The sequence below is a fragment of the Aeromonas dhakensis genome, from assembly GCF_002285935.1.
Taxonomy (GTDB): Bacteria; Pseudomonadota; Gammaproteobacteria; order Enterobacterales; family Aeromonadaceae; genus Aeromonas; species Aeromonas dhakensis.
Map to the genome: position 1 here is coordinate 4,663,622 of NZ_CP023141.1, position 16,743 is coordinate 4,680,364.

Here is a 16,743-nt window from a genome sequence, read left to right on the forward strand (position 1 = left end):
TTACGAGACTTATGGACCAACAGACTATCCGTGCGCTCTGTGCCGCCGACATGACGGCGGTCAATGAACTGATCCTGGCGCGACTCCAGTCCGATGTCAGCCTGATCAACCAGCTGGGTTTCTATATTGTCAGTGCAGGCGGGAAACGGATGCGCCCCATGCTGACCGTCATGGCCGCCCGCGCACTGGGATATGAGGGTGAGGATCACCTGAAACTGGCTGCCATCATCGAATTCATTCACACTTCCACCCTGCTGCACGACGACGTGGTCGACGAATCCGACCTGCGCCGCGGCCGGGAGACCGCCAACGCCATGTTCGGCAACGCCGCCAGCGTGCTGGTGGGTGACTACCTCTACAGCCGCTCCTTCCAGATGATGAGCGAGCTCTCCAACCTGCGGGTGATGGAGATCCTCTCCGAGGCCACCAACACCATCGCCGAAGGGGAAGTGCTGCAGCTGATGAACTGCAACGACCCGGATACCACCGAAGAGAGCTACATGACGGTCATCTATTGCAAGACCGCCAAGCTGTTCGAAGCCGCCACCCGTCTCGCAGCCGTGCTGACCCATCAGCCCGCGCCCATCGAACAGGCGATGACCGACTACGGCAAGTATCTGGGCACCGCCTTCCAAATCATCGACGACGTGATGGACTACTGCTCCCAGAGCGACGAGATGGGCAAGAACGTGGGCGACGATCTGGCCGAAGGCAAGCCGACCCTGCCGCTGTTGCGTGCCATGGAAGTGGGTAGCACGGAAGAGCGCCAGCTGGTGCGCGACGCCATCGAGCACCGCAACGGCATGGAGCACCTCGACCGGATCCTGGGCATCCTCGACCGTACCGGCGCGCTGGAGTACTCCCGCATGCGGGCCCGGGAAGAGGCCGACAAGGCCATCGCGGCCCTCGCCATCCTGCCGGACTCCCGGCACAAGCAGGCGCTGGAAACCCTAGCCCACATGGCGGTACAACGCAGCGCCTGATGCCGGCCGGTAGACAATAAAAAAGAGGCCAGAGGGCCTCTTTTTTATTGTCCGCACTCACTGTACCACTGTCGTTTCAACCAGGAGCTAGCGGGCCAGCGCCCACAAGATAACGGCCCCGGCCACCACCAGACAGCCGCCGATACGGCGCAACTGCTCGGCCGGCTGATCGCTCAACAGCCGCAACATCTGCTGCCAGGCGCGCGGCATCAAGAGCGGCCCCAGCCCTTCGAACAGCAGCAGCAAGCCCAACCCCATCAGGATGGATGTCAGCATACAACCTCCTTTCTCGCCTGAATACGCCCCAACCACAAGCGCTTCACACACGGCCCCCCCGCTGCCAGCCGATGACCGGCAAACAAAAGGGCCTGAATCATCAGGCCCTTGGGTCAAATCACGACGAACTTACTGCTTGCTGCCGTGCGGCGACTTGAGGTAGCGGAAGAACTCGCTGTCCGGCTTGAGGACCATCAGGTCGTTGCCACCGGCGAAGCTCTTGCGATAGGCCTCCATGCTGCGCACGAAGCTGAAAAACTCGGGGTCTTTCTTGTAGCTGTCGGCATAGATCTTGGCGGCCTCGGCATCCCCTTCACCACGCAGCTGACGAGCATTACTCTCGGCATCGGCGATCATGACGGTCACCTTGCGGTCGATGTCGGCGCGCAGGATCTCGGCCTGCTCGCGGCCCTGGGAGCGATGCTCACGGGCTACCGCGGTCCGCTCGGCACGCATCCGCTGATAGATGGAGCTGGAGACTTCCACCGGCAGGTTGATCTGCTTGATGCGCACATCCACCACCTTGATGCCGAGCTCGGAGGAGCGCGCCATCTTCATCAGGGCATCTTCCATTACGGTACTGCGCTCGCCAGAGACGATGTCCTTGATGGTGCGATTACCAATTTCGGAACGCAGACCGTTGTTGATCTTGCGCTTGAGCAGGTCTTCGGCCTGGATCTTGTTGCCACCGCCGGTCGCCAGGTAGTACTTGGAGAAGTCCTCGATCTTCCACTTCACGTAGGAGTCGATGATGAGGTCCTTCTTCTCGGAGGTGACGAAGCGATCTGCCTGCCCTTCCAGGGTCTGGATGCGGGCATCCATCTTGCGAACCTGGTCGATGAGCGGCACCTTGAAGTGCAGGCCCGGCTCGTACAGACGCGGCTCGCCGGATTCAACCCGCTTCACCTTGCCGAACTGCACCACGATTCCCTTCTGACCTTCATCGACGATGAAGACCGAAGAGAAGCAGACCATGGCGGCCACAGCGATGACACCAATAGCTAGCTTTTTCATCTATCAGTTTCTCCCTGAGCTGAAACGGTCGCCGCTGCGCAGCGGGGTCGGCGTGGAGTTGGCCCCTTCGTTGGACGGCGGGGTTTGTTCTACCACAGGCGCACCTGCCGGACGAGCCGGTTGCACCGCGTTGGCCTTGCCGGAGAGCTTGTCGAGCGGCAGGTAGATCATGCTGTTGTTGCCAGCCGGCATGTCGACCACCACCTTGTTGGCCTGCTGATAGAGCTCTTCCATGGTCTCCAGGTAGATACGATCACGGGTCAGCTCGGGCGCAGCCTGATACTGGGGCAGCAGCTCGTTGAAGCGAGCGACTTCACCCTTGGCCTTCAGCACGATCTGGGACTTGTAGGCTTCAGCCTCCTGCTCCAGACGCTTGACCTGGCCGCGGGCCTTCGGCTCCACTTCACGGGCATAGGCTTCGGCTTCACGAATGAAGCGCTGTTCATCTTCCTGAGCGGAGATGGCGTCATCGAACGCATCCTTCACCTCTTCCGGCGGACGCGCCGGCAGGAAGTTGACGTCGACGATCTGCAGACCCATGTGATAGGGCTCGATGATGCTGTCGATCACCTGCCAGGTCTCCTGACGCACCTTCTCACGACCCGTGGTCAGCACGTCGTCCATCCGGGTATGACCCACCACGTAGCGCAGGGCACTGTCGGTTGCCTGGCTCAGGCTCTCGTCGGCGTTGGTGACGCTGAACAGGTACTGCTCGGGATCGACCACGCGATACTGCACGTCCATCTCGACCCGCACCACGTTCTCGTCCTGGGTCAGCATGAAGCCAGAGGCCGGCAGGGAGCGGACCGACTCCACGTCCACCGGGATCACCCGGTCGATGAAGGTCGGTTTCCAGCGCAGGCCCGGATCCACGTTGTGGGAGTACTCGCCAAAGCGCAGCACCACGCCACGTTCGGCTTCGCGAATGGTATAGAAGCCGCTGACGACCCACACCACTACCGCCACCACCAGCGCGATGGAGAGGCCGAACTTGCCGACGTCACCACCACCCGATTTGCCGCCACCCAGCAGCCCACCAAAACGGCGGCTCACCTTGCGCAGCATCTCGTCCAGATCAGGGGGTCCCTGATTCTTGCCGTTGTTCCCCCAGGGGTCACGGTCTTTGCCGTTATTACCAGGCTCATTCCAAGCCATCAGCGTCTCCATTAATACATGCGGATGGATATCATCTCTATCGGGCCATCAACCGTTGATGAAGCCAGCAAACATTCATCTCATCGACGAATCAATGCCTGATAAAGCGTTGTAAACTCTCACCTTCTTGTTTCACGAGGCGGTTCCAGTCAGCCAGTTGCAGGCGGACTTCCAACACAAAATCCCCCTCCTCGCTGAAACCTTCCTGCTCGATGCCCTTGAGGCGATAGAGCGCACTGCGCAATCTGGCGGCCGAAGGGGGCAACTGCAGGGTGTGGTGCACCATGGAGCCGGCCAGCAGCTCGGTCAGGGCAACAAACAGATCGTCACACCCCTCGCCGGTCTGGGCAGACAGCCAGACCCGCACCGGGCGCCCCTCTTCGTCCCGCTCCAGCCCGACCGGGTGTTCACCCAGCTTGTCGATCTTGTTGCAGATCATCAGCTGGGGCCGGTCATCGGCTTCGATCTCGGCCAGCACCTGCTGCACCGATTCGATATTCTCCTGCATCTGCTCGTCGGCACAGTCCACCACGTGCAGCAGCAGATCCGCTTCGCGGGTCTCCTGCAGCGTCGCCTTGAAGGCCGCGACCAGATCATGGGGCAAGTGTCGAATAAATCCAACTGTATCCGCCAGAATCACATCACCCACATCCCGGATCACCAATTTGCGCAGGGTCGGATCCAGGGTTGCGAACAATTGGTCGGCAGCATACACGCTGGCAGCTGTAAGTTGGTTGAACAAAGTGGACTTTCCGGCGTTGGTGTAACCCACCAGAGAAACGGTCGGCACCTCGTTGCGGTTGCGGGCACGACGTCCCTGTTCCCGCTGCTTGGCCACCTTGTCGAGCCGGCGCAAAATCGCCTTGATGCGTTCACGCAACAGGCGGCGGTCGGTTTCCAGCTGTGTCTCACCCGGGCCGCGCAGGCCGATCCCCCCCTTCTGACGTTCAAGGTGGGTCCAGCCTCGCACCAGGCGAGTAGAGAGATGGCGCAACTGGGCCAGTTCGACCTGCAACTTGCCTTCGTGAGTACGGGCACGCTGAGCGAAGATATCGAGGATCAGGCCGGTCCTGTCCACTACCCGGCACTGGAACAGACGCTCCAGGTTACGCTCCTGGGCAGGGGTCAGGGCATGGTTGAAGATGACGACGTCGGCGTTCAGCATCTGGACCTGGGACGCGATCTCTTCAGCCTTGCCGCTGCCGACAAAAAATTTGGCGCTGGGTGCACTGCGGCTGGTGGTGATCACCCCCAGCGCATTGACCCCAGCCGAGCTCACCAGCATCTTGAGCTCTTCCAGATCCTCCCGCTCACCCTCATCACTGAAGTTGACATGTACCAGAACGGCCTGTTCGCCGGCTTCATAACGGTCAAACAAGCGCTTGCTCCTTGACAGGAATCATGATGAATCTGGGTTGACGAGTCGCCTCGTCCCGGGATATCACGCCTCGGCTTCACCCTGCTCTTCGCCAGCCGCGCCCTGGGCGTGCTGGTGATGGTTGACGGCACGGGCCGGCACCACGGTGGAGATGGCGTGCTTGTAAACCATCTGGCTCACGGTGTTCTTCAGCAAAATGACAAACTGGTCAAACGACTCGATCTGACCCTGCAGCTTGATGCCGTTCACCAAATAGATAGAAACAGGAATCCGCTCACGGCGCAGCGCATTCAAAAACGGGTCTTGGAGAGATTGCCCCTTAGCCATCTTCTTTTCCTTATAGTTTGTTGTTTTTAAACACCGGATATCAATATAACAACCTGATTATACAGGAGTGTCAAGCCACTCCGGCACGGGCGACGACCCTTGCCAGATTGCCAGACTCACCAGATTCCAACCAGGTCACATCAGACCAACCGCGCAACCAGGTCATTTGACGCTTGGCCAACTGGCGGGTGGCAACAATTCCGCGATAGCGCATCTCATCATACTCCACTTCCCCCGCCAGGTAGTCCCACATTTGGCGGTATCCCACACAGCGGATGGAGGGAAGATCCGGGGTGAGATCGCCCCGTTGGTAGAGGCCCCTGACCTCCTGTTCAAAGCCACCCTGCAGCATCTTGTCAAAGCGCAGTTCGATGCGCTGGTGCAGCACGGCGCGATCGCTCGGTGCGATGGCAAACTGCAGCACCCGGTAGGGCAACCCCTCCCCCTGCACCTGGGTCAGCTCGGTGAGCGTCTTGCCGCTGATGCGGTAGACCTCGAGCGCCCGGCTGAGCCGTTGCGGGTCATTGGGATGGATACGGGCCCCGGCCACCGGGTCGATGCGCACCAGCTCATCGTGCAGCGCCTGCCAGCCAAGGCGGGAGGCTTCCTCCTCGATGCCGGCCCGAATGGCGGGGTCGGCGGAGGGCAACGGAGAGAGTCCCTCCAGCAGCGCCTTGAAATAGAGCATGGTGCCGCCCACCAGCAGCGGAATGCGGCCGCGCTCGGCGATCTCTTTCATCTCCCGCAGCGCATCACGGCAAAAATCGGCCGCCGAATAGCTCATGGCGGGGTCCAGAATGTCGATCAGCCGGTGCGGCGCCTGCGCCAGTTCGGCCGGCGTAGGCTTGGCGGTGCCGATATCCATGCCGCGATAGATGAGCGCGGAATCCACGCTGATGATGTCGCAGGGCAGTGCCTGGCACAGTTCGATGGCGAGATCCGTCTTGCCGGAGGCCGTCGGCCCCATCAGAAAAATTGCAGTCGGCAAGTCAGCCACGTGAAAAACTCCCCTTGCATGGTCGCCCCCCCTTGGTGGCGCACCTGCAAAAAACTGGTTTATGGATTCAAGAGGGCATTTCCCTCAATGGCCATCGGCGAACTCGGCCAGCACGCTGGCCAGTGACAGCGGGCGCACCATGCGAACGTCTGCCAGTTGGTCACTGAAATCGGCAACAAGTTCCGTCAGCAAGCGGTTGGCCGTGGCAAAATCATATACTTTTTCGCGACTTATCCCCTGCTCCACCAGCCATTGGCATAGTACTTCAGCCTGCTGGCCAGCATCACTGTCAGATCCGCTCTCGATCAGTTGCAGCAATTCGGGTAATAAGCGCACCAGATCGGTCTGGCGCAGCAGCGCCGGCACCCGAGTCAGGATCATGGTGTCGCGCCCGCCGCTTTTCAACTCCAGCCCCATCCGTTTGAGCAAACGCTCCTGCGTTTCCACCAGTGCGACCAGGTTTTTCGGCAACTTGAAAGAGACCGGCAGCAGCAGCGGCTGGGCCGCCAGCCCCTGGCCCCAGGTTTCCAGCAGCCAGTGGCGCAGCAGCAGGCGCTCGGCCCGTACCAGCGACAGCAGGGCCAGCCGGTTGTCTCGCTCCAGCAGCAGATAGGCCTGCTCCACCAGGGTCAAGGCCCGCCACGCCTCCGCCTTGGCCGCCACGGCGGCAACAGGCATGGTTTCAGCCTCTGCCAGCGGCGTGTCATGCACCGTCGGCAGGGTGGTGAGCAGGGCTCCCATGCCGCGCATCGCCTCCCGGCTCGGGGGCTCGGGCGGCTGGTAGTTGCCGGGTCGCCCGGCGCCACTTCCTTCCCGCACTTCCCGGGCCGGGGCCCGGTAGTTGTGCTCGGCACCATACCACTCGGCTCTGGGCGCCTGGCCCGGATACTCGATGGGGGCACTGACCGGCAGCTCGACCAGGGTCTCGGCCAGAGGCTGGTCGCTCTCGTCGCTTGCCGCCCCTGGCTGGCGCAGGGCGGTAAAGAGCGCCTGGAAGATGAAGTCGTGAATGAGGCGCGCCTGATGAAAACGCACCTCGTGCTTGGCCGGATGGACGTTGACGTCCACCTGACGCGGATCCAGCTCGATGTAGAGCACGTAGGCCGCGAACCGGTCGGTCGGCAGCAGTTCGTCATAGGCCTGGCGAATGGCGTGGTTGATCAGCTTGTCGCGCATCATGCGGCCGTTGACATAGGTGTATTGCAGATCGTTTTGCGGTCTGGCGCCGGCGGGCGTGGCCAGCCAGCCCCACAGCCGCACGTCGCTGTGCTCGCTCTCCACCGCCAGCGCGTGGTGCATGAAGGGAGAGCCGCACACCGCGGCGAGCCGGCGCTCCTGCTCCGCCACCGTGTTGGCGGCCTTGTACTGGCGCACCACCTTGCCGTTGTGGCGCAGGATCAGGGTGACGTCGAAGCGGGAGAGCGCGATGCGACGCACCAGCTCGTCGATGTGGGCAAACTCGGTCTTTTCGCTGCGCATGAACTTGCGCCGGGCCGGGGTGTTGAAGAAGAGGTCCACCACCTCCACAGTGGTGCCCACCGGGTGGGCCGCCGGCTTGACGGTGACGCTCATCTCGCGCCCTTCGGCCTGTGCCTGCCAGGCTTCGGACTGCTCCGCCGTACGGGAGGTAAAGGTGAGACGGGAGACCGAACTGATGGAGGCGAGCGCCTCGCCGCGAAAGCCCAGGCTGTTGATCCCTTCCAGATCGTCGAGAGTCGCCACCTTGGAGGTGGCGTGGCGCGACAGCGCCAGCACCAGCTCATCCTTGGCGACGCCACCGCCATTGTCGCGAATGCGAATAAGCTTGGCACCGCCCTTGTCGATGTCGATCTCGACCCGGTCGGCCCCTGCATCCAGGCTGTTTTCCACCAGCTCCTTGACCACGGAGGAGGGCCGCTCCACCACCTCACCGGCAGCAATCTGGTTGGCCAGAATCGGCGGCAATATACGGATTGGCATCGCTTACTCCTGCTGGTTGAACGGGATGGCTGTGGCAACCGCCCCGACTGGGCGCCACGCCGCCGCATCACAGCCCGCGCTCGTCTGGCTGGCCAGCACTGGGGACAAGGTACGGATCGGCATCGCTGACTCCTGATGGTTGAAGGTGCGGGTAATCGGCGGGGGCGATGAGGACTAGCCGGGTCAGCCCTTGCCACTGGCAGGGACGGACCCGGCGCCTCATCCAGCGCTACTTTTGCGGGATATAGAGCACCTGCCCTATCTGGATGTCCCGCGACTTGAGCTTGTTGATCTCCACCAGTCGCGCCTGGCTGACCCCGTATTTCTCGGCGAGCCGGGAGAGGCTCTGCCCGCGGGTGACCACATGACGGAGCATGCTGGCCTTGTCGTTGCTCTGCACGCTGGTCACCGGCACGCTCGGCTCCTTGGCCGCCACCACGTAGGGCTTGATCACCCCGGCGCCGGACGAAGAGCCGCCGACGCTGCTGACCGGCGCCCCGCCGTCGCTGCTGCGGTTCGGTTCGGTGGCCGGCATCCGGTTGGTTACCACCTGCTGCACCGGCTGCGCCGCCGGTTTGCTGACGGCGACCGGCTTGCTGGCTGGGGCGGGTCGGCTGACCGCGGCCTGCTTGTTGCTGGCCTGCCCCTTGCCGGTGAGCATGGCGCCCTTGGTCGGGTGAGCCCGGTAGTAGTTGCGGATCCCCTCGAAGATGGCGCGAGCCAGTTGATCCTGATAGCTGGAGGTCGCCAGCAGCTTCTCTTCGGCGTGGTTGGAGATAAAGCCCGTCTCCACCAGCACGGAGGGAATGTCAGGCGCCTTCAGCACCGCCAGGCTGGCGTGTTCCGGCGCCTTCTTGTGCAACCGGGCCACCCGGCCCAGCGAGCGCAGGATCTGGCGGCTGACGTCATAGCCCTCGGCCCGCGACTTGTCCATGGAGAGGTCGAGGAAGGTCTGCGCCAGGTAGGGGTTGGGATCGGATTCGGCCAACACCTTGCCAACGCCCCCCAGCAGCTCGCCCTGTTTCTCCTGCTTCTCCAGCCAGCTGCCCATCTCGCGGTTGGCACGGTTGGTCGACAGCACCCAGACGGAGGCGCCGCGCGGGGTCGAGTTGTGGAAGCTGTCGGCATGCACCGACACCAGCAGATCGGCCTTGGCCTTGCGGGCAATCTCGGAACGCTTGTTCAGATCGACGAAGTAGTCGCCGCGCCGGGTCAGCACGGCGCGCATGCCGGGTTCGCGATCGATGAGGGCGGCCAGTTTCTGGGAGACCGCCAGGGTCACCCGCTTCTCGTAGGTGCGGCGCGGGCCGATGGAGCCCGGGTCTTCCCCGCCGTGGCCTGGGTCGATGGCGATCACCACCCCCTTGCCCTTGCCGCCCACCGGTGCCGCCTGAGCGGTGGCGGAGGCTTTCTCTTCATAAGGCAGGTCGATCACCAGCCGGTGGCCGTAGGGGCCGGCCGGCGCCAATGGAAAGACTACCGGCTTGATGGCAGAGCTGAGATCCAGCACCAGCCGCAGCCCGCCTTTTTCCAGCGGCGAGCTTTCACGGATCTTGCGCACCAGCTCGCTCTTGTTCTCGATGCGGGTCAGGTTGGTGACGTTGCTCGCCCCTTTCAGGTCGATCACCAGCCGGTCCGGGCCGGTCAGGATGAAGTAGTTGTAATTGGGGGCGCTGCTCATGTCGAGCACCACCCGGGTGTTGTCCGGCGATGGCCACACCCGCACGCTCTTGAGCTGATTCGCCCAGGAGGGTAAGGCCAGCAGGGAGAGGGCAATAACAAGGATCAAGCGCACGTAGATGACAACCGTTCCAGAATGGCTTCGCCAATAGCAGTGCGGGCGTCAATCTGCACCTCGCGCTGCTCGTTTGCATAACTCAGGGTGATCTCGAGATCCGGCGCAGGCAGCCAACCGTCGCCCTTTTCCGGCCACTCCACCAGACAGAGGGTGTTGGCGCCGAAGTAGTCGCGGATCCCCATGAACTCCAGCTCTTCCGGGTCGGCCAGCCGATAGAGATCAAAGTGATAGAGCTGCCAGTCGGCCAGCTCGTAGGGCTCCACCAGGGTGTAGGTCGGGCTCTTGACCTTGCCCTCATGACCCAGCCCCTGCACCCAGCCCCGAGTCAGGGTGGTCTTGCCGGCCCCCAGGGCCCCGTGCAGGAAGACAGTGGTCGCCTGCTGGCAGGCGTGGGCCAGACGGCCACCCAGTGCCACGGTTGCTGCCTCGTCCGGCAGTGTCATCATCAACTGTTTTGCCATGTTCTTCTTTAGCTTGTTATGGTGTCGGGATTAACCAGTCGACGGATAAAGGGCAGCAGGTCTGATGCCAGCATGCCCCGCTCTCCGTCTGCAGCGGCCAGATCGGCCGCTTCCCCGTGGATCACTGCGCCCAGTCGGGCTGCCTCGGCGGCAGACCAGCCCTGGGCCAAAAGGGCGGCGATTATACCAGATAACAGGTCGCCCATGCCGCCACTGGCCATGCCGGGATTGCCCTCGTTGCAGAGCGCCATCCCCTTGCCGTCGTGGATCAGCGTCCCCGCCCCCTTGAGCAGCACCACACCGCCGAAGCGCTGCTGCAGACGCTGCACCGCGGCAAAGCGATCCGCGGCGATCTCGGCAATGGTGCAGCCCAGCAGGCGGGCCGCCTCGCCCGGATGGGGCGTGAGCACCCAATTATCCTGATGACGGGGACATTGCGCCAGCCAATTCAATCCATCGGCATCCAATACCAGTGGTACCCGCTCGTTAACAAATGACTCAAAATGGCGCCGACCCCACTCATCCTGACCCAGCCCAGGTCCCACCACCCGCACCGAGGCCCAGCTTTCCTCGCCACCGCCCTGACTGCCCATCAATTCGGCCTGATAGAGGCTGGCGGGCAGGTGATCAGGATGCTGGCACACCCGGACCAGACCGGCACCGGCCCGCAGGCAGGCGCGCGCGGCCAGCACGATGGCTCCCTGCATCCCCGCATTGCCCCCCACCAGCAACACCTTGCCGTGGGAGCCCTTGTGGGACGAGCGCTGGCGCGGCGTCAGCCTGGCGCGAAGAGAAGGATAATCGACGCGCTCGGCGGCCGCCTGCCACTCGGGCGGCGCGGTGACGCCGAGGGTGTCGCAATCGAGCCGACCGACGCAATCCACCCCGTCGGCGGTGAGCATGCCCTGCTTGATGCCGATGAAGGTGAGGGTACGGCTGGCGCGCACCACGGCCCCCATGGCGCAGCCGGTATCGGCATTGAGGCCGGAGGGGAGATCCACCGCCAGCACGGGCACCTGCAAGCCATTGATTGTTGCGACGATCCTTGTCATGAGCGGTGACAGCCGGATATGGACACCGGTGCCAAGCAGTGCATCTATCACCAGATCCGGGGCCGGCAGCCGGTCGAGCTCCCGCTCCTCGGGCGACACCACTGTGCCCCCCATCGCCAGCCACTCGTCGGCGGCCCGCCTGGCATCCCCCGTCAGCTCGGCGGGATCCCGCACGGCAATCACCTGAGGCTCAAGACCCAGCTGTCTTGCCAGGCGGGCCAGCACGTAGCCGTCGCCACCGTTGTTGCCGGGGCCGGTAAAGATCCACCAGCACCGGCTGTGCGGCCAGTGGTGGGTGGCGTAGGTGCGCAGCGCCGCACCGGCGCGCTCCATCAGGGCATAGAGACTCAGCCCCTCGCGTTCGGCCCACTCCCGCTCCAGGGCACGGATCTGTTCAGTCCGCCACAGTGATTGTGGTAAGCTCTGCCCCTCTTTCCCGCTGATAGCATCCCCGATGACCTGTTCCATGATGGCTCCTGACTCTCATCCATTGATCCGGTCCGGCGGGCACCGGGCTCATGATGCAGTATGACGGCGGCAAACGCCCCCATCGGTTAACCTTGGCGGCAAGCCCCCAGAGATGCGATACAGCATGACAGTACACCTCCATCCCGGTCAGCACCCGGGCAGGCAGACGGCCCCATGACCACCACCGAACTCCATCAACTGGCCCAAGATATCAAGCTCTGGGCGAGCGAGCTAGGATTCGACCAGGCCGGCATCACAGACACGGATCTCACCCTCGAAGAGCCTAGGCTGCAAGCCTGGCTGGACGCGGGCTATCACGGCAGCATGGACTACATGGCGCGCCACGGCATGATGCGGGCCCGTCCCCACGAGCTGCTGCCGGGTACCTTGCGGGTGCTGTCGGTGCGGATGAACTATCTCCCGTTCGAGGCGGGCTTCGCCGCCACCCTGCGCGACCCCACCCTCGGCTACATCAGCCGCTACGCCCTGGGTCGCGACTACCACAAGCTGCTGCGCAGCCGGCTCAAGCAGCTGGGGGAGCGCATCGAGCAGCGCTGCGAGGCGCTGGGCTGGCGCCCCTTCGTCGACTCGGCCCCCATTCTGGAGCGGCCGCTGGCGGCCAAGGCCGGCCTCGGCTGGGTGGGCAAACACTCGCTGCTGCTCAACGAGTCGGCGGGATCCTTCTTCTTTCTGGGGGAGCTGCTGCTCAGCCTGCCGCTGCCGTTGGATGCGCCGGTAGAGAAAGAGCAGTGCGGCAAGTGCGTGGCCTGCATCAACATCTGCCCCACCGGCGCCATTGTCGCCCCCTACGTGGTGGATGGCCGCCGCTGCATCTCCTATCTCACCATCGAGAACGACGGCCCCATCCCCGCAGAGTTCCGGCCGCTGATGGGCAACCGCATCTATGGCTGTGACGACTGCCAGCTCATCTGCCCCTGGAACCGCTACGCCAACGCCAGCCCAGAGCCCGACTTCAGCCCGCGCCCCAATCTGCACCGCCCACCGCTGTTGACCTTGTGGGGCTGGAGCGAGAGCGAGTTTCTCAAGCACACGGAAGGCAGCCCCATTCGCCGCATCGGCTATCAGCGCTGGCGCCGCAACCTGGCGGTGGCCCTTGGCAACGGTCCGGCCAGTCAGGAGGTAATGGTGGCCCTGCAGCAGGCGCTGACGGAAGCCGAGCCCATGGTGGCCGAACATATCGAGTGGGCGCTGGCGACCCTGGCCCGGCGCCAGCAGGATGACAACAAAAAGACCCGCTTGCTGATCCGCTGCATCGAAAAAGGTCTGCCGGATCACGCATAGACGATCTGCCCCTTGCCGGATCCAGGTCATTTTTTCATGCTCTGCCGACGGTCGATGGTCGGCACAACAAAAGGAACAAGCTGATGCAGATGTTGGGAGTGGATATCGGTGGTTCGGGGATCAAGGGATGCCTGGTCGACACCGCAACGGGCGAGCTGATTGGCGAACGCCACCGGCTGGTGACGCCGCAGCCGGCCACCCCGGCCGCCGTGGCGCATACCCTCAAGGCGCTGGTGGAACACTTCGACTGGAAAGGCCCGGTGGGCTGCGGCTTTCCCGCCACCATCCACAACGGCATCGCCAAGAGTGCGGCCAACATCGACAAGAGCTGGATTGAGACCGACGTCGCCCATCTGTTCGGCGACGTGACTGGCCAGCCCTGCCACGTGCTGAACGACGCCGATGCGGCTGGTCTGGCGGAGATGCGCTACGGCAACGGCCGGGATCGCCAGGGGGTGATCATCCTCATCACGGTCGGCACCGGCATCGGCACCGCGGTGTTCGTCAACGGCCAGCTGCTGCCCAACACCGAGCTGGGTCACCTGATGCTGGAAGGCATGGTGGCCGAGCACTACTGCTCGGACGCGGTGCGCAAGCGCGAGGATCTCTCCTGGGGCCGCTGGGGCAAGCGCTTCAACAAGTACCTGGCTCGCCTCGAGTTTCTCTTCTCCCCCGACCTCTTCATCCTGGGCGGCGGCAGCGCCGCCAAGCTCGACAAGTTCATCGACAAGATTGAGACCCGTGCCCCGCTGGTGGCGGCCGCCAACCTCAATCAGGCCGGCATCATAGGCGCCGCCCTGCACGCCGCCGAGCTGACCGCCGCCCGCCAGTCGGCATGAGCCCGTCGTGCACAACAAACAGCAGAGGCCCGGCATTGCCGGGCCTCTGCTGTTTTCCTCACACATTTTTCACTACGCGCCGCACATCTCAGCCGATGGCGGCCATCCCCTAGAGGTCGTCGAGCCGATGGGCGCCGTGCACCAACCGGGTCAGGCGGGTCTGCTCCTGCGTGGCCAGGCCACCGAGCAGCCGCACCGTCTCCTCGGTCGGACACTCCCGGGCCAGATGGCTGAGCTCGCCGATGAGTTTCTCCTCCTGCCGGCACACCAGCTGCACTATGTCCTGGGTCTGGGCCATGGCGGGCAGGCTCAGGCGCCGGATCCCGGGCAGCAGATCCTCGCTGAAGCCCCGCTCCAGCCAGGTCTCCTTCACCCCTTCGCCAAGTTCGCTCAGGTAGTCATCCAGCTGGGTACCAGCCACCTCCTCCCGCTGCTGCAGATAGGCCAGCAGCAGCCGGCTGCGCTCGCCATCCACCTGAGTCATGAGGCGCCCGTAACAGAGTCCAAGCTGGTGATGCACCTGCTCCAGATAGAGCAGCAAGTCTTTGATTTGTTGAAATCGCATCAGGTTGCCCTCCTGTATGTCGTGCCCATTCAGTATAAAAAACAGGCAATTGCAAGCCAAGCCAAAGCACGGCCCTTGTTGTGCTGCATCAAGAAGCCGGCCAAGAAAGCAGCGATCGATACAAAATGGAATGATTTGTGCCAACCCGGGGGAGTAAAAGGATGAGCAGCTGAATCCGTCTCACGACTAATAAAGGAAGTGATAATGGTGTATTTGCCATCTGATATTCGGCAATCCTACTACACTGCCAAATACAATATTGATGCGAACCGGATCACCGTCGGCCTTAGTCAGCAAGTGACAATCCTTAGCACTTTTTTAGACGTCTAGATGTATAAACGCGCATTGACATGGCCATCCAGACATCTTAGCATCATCCTCCATGATGACAGAGCAACCCAGTGAAACCTCTGCCCAATTCACCCGCCTGTAGCGCCCTGTGCTTTAAGGCTGTTAGCACGGAAGAATCCATGATTAAGTTGATCGGTCTCAACAAAGTCTACGGTAAAGGCAGTGATGCCGTGCACGCCCTGCGTGATGTCAGCCTGCATGTGCCGCAAGGAAAAATTTTCGGGGTGATCGGTGCCTCCGGTGCCGGCAAGAGCACCCTCATCCGCTGCGTCAACCTGCTGGAGCGCCCGACGGATGGCCAGGTCATTGTCGACGGCCAGGATCTGGTCGCCCTGAGCGAACGGGATCTGACCCAGGCTCGTCGCCAGATCGGGATGATCTTCCAGCACTTCAACCTGCTGGCCTCCCGCACCGTCTCCGCCAACATCGCCTTTCCGCTGGAGCTGGCGGGCTGGAGCAAGGACAAGATCCAGAGCCGGGTCACCGAACTGCTGGCGCTGGTCGGGCTGGAAGCCCGCGCCCACGCCTATCCGTCCGAGCTGTCCGGCGGTCAGAAGCAGCGGGTCGCCATCGCCCGGGCGCTGGCGCCGGCCCCCAAGGTGCTGCTGTGCGACGAGGCCACCTCGGCCCTCGACCCGCAGACCACCCGCTCGATCCTGACTCTGCTCAAGGAGATCAACGTCAAGCTGGGGCTCACCATACTGCTCATCACCCACGAGATGGATGTGGTGAAGGGGATCTGCGACGAAGTGGCCATCATCAGTGACGGCCGTCTGATCGAACAGGGCGAAGTGGCTTGGTTCTTCAGCAATGCCAAGACCCAGCTGGCCCGGGATTTCATCCACTCCACCATCCACCTGGAGGTGCCCCAGGAGTATCAGGATCGGATGAGTAGCGACCGGGTACCCGCCAGCTATCCGTTGGTAAAGCTCGGCTTTACCGGCAGCACGGTCGACACGCCGCTCATCTCCGAAGCGAGCCGCCGCTTCAACATCGACATCAGCATCCTGAGTGCCGACATCGAATACGCCGGTGGCGTCAAGTTCGGCTTCCTGCTGGCAGAACTGTTCGGGGATGAAGCCCAGTGCGAGGCCACCCAGCAGTTCTTCATCGACAACCATATTCAGCTGGAGGTAATGGGTTATGTCCGAAGCAATGATTAATCTGCTGTTCACGGCCCTGGGCGACACCCTCATCATGGTGTTTGCCTCCGCCCTGTTCGGCTGCCTGCTCGGTCTGCCGCTCGGCGTGGCGCTGCACGTGACCAAGGCCGGCCAGATCCTGGCCAACCCGCTGCTCAACCGTACCCTGGGCATGGTGGTCAACGTGGGTCGCTCGGTGCCCTTCATCATCCTGCTGGTGGCCATCATCCCGCTGACCCGGCTGATCGTCGGCACCAGCATCGGCACCATCGCCGCCATCGTGCCGCTGACCGTCGGTTGCATCCCCTTCATCGCCCGCCTGGTGGAAGGGGCCCTGATGGAGGTGCCGGACGGCCTGCTGGAAGCGGCCAAGGCCATGGGCGCCAAGCCCCTGCAAATCATCACCAAGGTGCTGCTGCCCGAGGCCCTGCCCGGCATCCTCAACAGCGTCACCATCACCCTCGTCACGCTGGTGAACTACTCCGCCATGGCTGGTGCCATCGGGGGCGGTGGACTGGGCGATGTGGGTATTCGCTACGGCTATCAGCGTTTTGACCCGACCGTCATGCTGGTCACCGTCGTGATCCTGGTAGTGCTGGTTCAACTCATCCAGAGCGCGGGTGAGCGCCTGGTCAACAAATGTGATCATCGTTAATCGTCGATTTCTGACAGGAGG

General features: G+C 63.0%; 16 protein-coding genes. 5 read left to right on the plus strand and 11 right to left on the minus strand.

What is annotated here, in order from left to right; translation table 11 throughout:
- The first annotated feature begins 11 nt into the window (after positions 1-11).
- Positions 12-983, plus strand: a complete 972-nt coding sequence (gene ispB, locus CK627_RS21570) for an octaprenyl diphosphate synthase (RefSeq protein WP_024942283.1) — start codon at positions 12-14, stop codon at positions 981-983.
- A gap of 87 nt (positions 984-1,070) precedes the next feature.
- Here the strand turns inward: ispB and CK627_RS21575 are convergent, their stop codons facing one another.
- The 10 genes from CK627_RS21575 to CK627_RS21620 form a co-directional block, all read right to left on the minus strand.
- Positions 1,071-1,259 (minus strand): DUF2065 domain-containing protein, encoded by a 189-nt coding sequence (locus CK627_RS21575; protein ID WP_005304217.1) that lies wholly within the window; start codon positions 1,257-1,259, stop codon positions 1,071-1,073.
- 129 nt (positions 1,260-1,388) lie between these two features.
- The gene (gene hflC / locus CK627_RS21580; RefSeq protein ID WP_005304220.1) at positions 1,389-2,273 is read right to left on the minus strand and encodes a protease modulator HflC; all 885 of its coding nucleotides are present in this window, start codon (positions 2,271-2,273) and stop codon (positions 1,389-1,391) included.
- 3 nt (positions 2,274-2,276) lie between these two features.
- Positions 2,277-3,428, minus strand: a complete 1,152-nt coding sequence (gene hflK, locus CK627_RS21585; protein ID WP_005304223.1) for an FtsH protease activity modulator HflK — start codon at positions 3,426-3,428, stop codon at positions 2,277-2,279.
- Positions 3,429-3,519: 91 nt separating this feature from the next.
- Entirely contained in the window at positions 3,520-4,806 is a 1,287-nt protein-coding gene (hflX, locus tag CK627_RS21590) for a ribosome rescue GTPase HflX (protein WP_095593353.1), read from the minus strand.
- Positions 4,807-4,869: 63 nt separating this feature from the next.
- The gene (gene hfq / locus CK627_RS21595) at positions 4,870-5,133 is read right to left on the minus strand and encodes an RNA chaperone Hfq (protein WP_005304228.1); all 264 of its coding nucleotides are present in this window, start codon (positions 5,131-5,133) and stop codon (positions 4,870-4,872) included.
- Between the two features lie 70 nt (positions 5,134-5,203).
- Positions 5,204-6,121: a tRNA (adenosine(37)-N6)-dimethylallyltransferase MiaA gene (gene miaA / locus CK627_RS21600; RefSeq protein ID WP_095593354.1), complete on the minus strand. Its 918-nt coding sequence runs from the start codon at positions 6,119-6,121 to the stop codon at positions 5,204-5,206.
- 93 nt (positions 6,122-6,214) lie between these two features.
- On the minus strand, positions 6,215-8,089 hold the full coding sequence (mutL, locus tag CK627_RS21605) for a DNA mismatch repair endonuclease MutL (protein WP_095593355.1): 1,875 nt from the start codon (positions 8,087-8,089) through the stop codon (positions 6,215-6,217).
- A 229-nt stretch (positions 8,090-8,318) separates the two neighbouring features.
- Positions 8,319-9,884, minus strand: a complete 1,566-nt coding sequence (locus tag CK627_RS21610) for an N-acetylmuramoyl-L-alanine amidase (protein WP_095593356.1) — start codon at positions 9,882-9,884, stop codon at positions 8,319-8,321.
- On the minus strand, positions 9,875-10,348 hold the full coding sequence (tsaE, locus tag CK627_RS21615; RefSeq protein WP_005304245.1) for a tRNA (adenosine(37)-N6)-threonylcarbamoyltransferase complex ATPase subunit type 1 TsaE: 474 nt from the start codon (positions 10,346-10,348) through the stop codon (positions 9,875-9,877). The genes CK627_RS21610 and tsaE overlap by 10 nt, the downstream gene beginning before the upstream one ends.
- 8 nt (positions 10,349-10,356) lie before the next feature.
- A complete protein-coding gene (locus CK627_RS21620) occupies positions 10,357-11,868 on the minus strand; it encodes an NAD(P)H-hydrate dehydratase (protein ID WP_095593357.1) in 1,512 nt (503 codons plus the stop codon).
- Positions 11,869-12,042: 174 nt separating this feature from the next.
- On the opposite strand from CK627_RS21620, the gene queG reads away from it, so the two are divergent.
- Together queG and ppgK are read left to right on the plus strand one after the other, a co-directional pair.
- Entirely contained in the window at positions 12,043-13,170 is a 1,128-nt protein-coding gene (gene queG, locus CK627_RS21625) for a tRNA epoxyqueuosine(34) reductase QueG (protein WP_095593358.1), read from the plus strand.
- A gap of 83 nt (positions 13,171-13,253) precedes the next feature.
- The gene (gene ppgK / locus CK627_RS21630; protein WP_005304254.1) at positions 13,254-14,009 is read left to right on the plus strand and encodes a polyphosphate--glucose phosphotransferase; all 756 of its coding nucleotides are present in this window, start codon (positions 13,254-13,256) and stop codon (positions 14,007-14,009) included.
- Between the two features lie 109 nt (positions 14,010-14,118).
- Here ppgK and CK627_RS21635 read toward each other — a convergent pair whose 3' ends face one another.
- Positions 14,119-14,574: a hypothetical protein gene (locus tag CK627_RS21635; protein WP_095593359.1), complete on the minus strand. Its 456-nt coding sequence runs from the start codon at positions 14,572-14,574 to the stop codon at positions 14,119-14,121.
- Positions 14,575-15,044: 470 nt separating this feature from the next.
- Here CK627_RS21635 and metN point away from each other — a divergent pair, with 470 nt between their 5' ends.
- Entirely contained in the window at positions 15,045-16,088 is a 1,044-nt protein-coding gene (gene metN / locus CK627_RS21645; protein WP_010634953.1) for a methionine ABC transporter ATP-binding protein MetN, read from the plus strand.
- Positions 16,069-16,722: a methionine ABC transporter permease gene (locus tag CK627_RS21650; protein ID WP_011704854.1), complete on the plus strand. Its 654-nt coding sequence runs from the start codon at positions 16,069-16,071 to the stop codon at positions 16,720-16,722. Before metN ends, CK627_RS21650 begins: the two co-directional genes overlap by 20 nt.
- Positions 16,723-16,743 lie beyond the last annotated feature (21 nt).

Coding starts and splice junctions, on each gene's coding strand:
- CK627_RS21575 (WP_005304217.1), bottom strand. CDS start 1,259: ATGCTGACATCCATCCTGATGGGGTTGGGCTTGCTGCTGCTGTTCGAA.
- ppgK (WP_005304254.1), top strand. CDS start 13,254: ATGCAGATGTTGGGAGTGGATATCGGTGGTTCGGGGATCAAGGGATGC.
- hflK (WP_005304223.1), bottom strand. CDS start 3,428: ATGGCTTGGAATGAGCCTGGTAATAACGGCAAAGACCGTGACCCCTGG.
- tsaE (WP_005304245.1), bottom strand. CDS start 10,348: ATGGCAAAACAGTTGATGATGACACTGCCGGACGAGGCAGCAACCGTG.
- CK627_RS21635 (WP_095593359.1), bottom strand. CDS start 14,574: ATGCGATTTCAACAAATCAAAGACTTGCTGCTCTATCTGGAGCAGGTG.
- mutL (WP_095593355.1), bottom strand. CDS start 8,089: ATGCCAATCCGTATATTGCCGCCGATTCTGGCCAACCAGATTGCTGCC.
- ispB (WP_024942283.1), top strand. CDS start 12: ATGGACCAACAGACTATCCGTGCGCTCTGTGCCGCCGACATGACGGCG.
- hflC (WP_005304220.1), bottom strand. CDS start 2,273: ATGAAAAAGCTAGCTATTGGTGTCATCGCTGTGGCCGCCATGGTCTGC.
- CK627_RS21620 (WP_095593357.1), bottom strand. CDS start 11,868: ATGGAACAGGTCATCGGGGATGCTATCAGCGGGAAAGAGGGGCAGAGC.
- hfq (WP_005304228.1), bottom strand. CDS start 5,133: ATGGCTAAGGGGCAATCTCTCCAAGACCCGTTTTTGAATGCGCTGCGC.
- CK627_RS21650 (WP_011704854.1), top strand. CDS start 16,069: ATGTCCGAAGCAATGATTAATCTGCTGTTCACGGCCCTGGGCGACACC.
- queG (WP_095593358.1), top strand. CDS start 12,043: ATGACCACCACCGAACTCCATCAACTGGCCCAAGATATCAAGCTCTGG.
- metN (WP_010634953.1), top strand. CDS start 15,045: ATGATTAAGTTGATCGGTCTCAACAAAGTCTACGGTAAAGGCAGTGAT.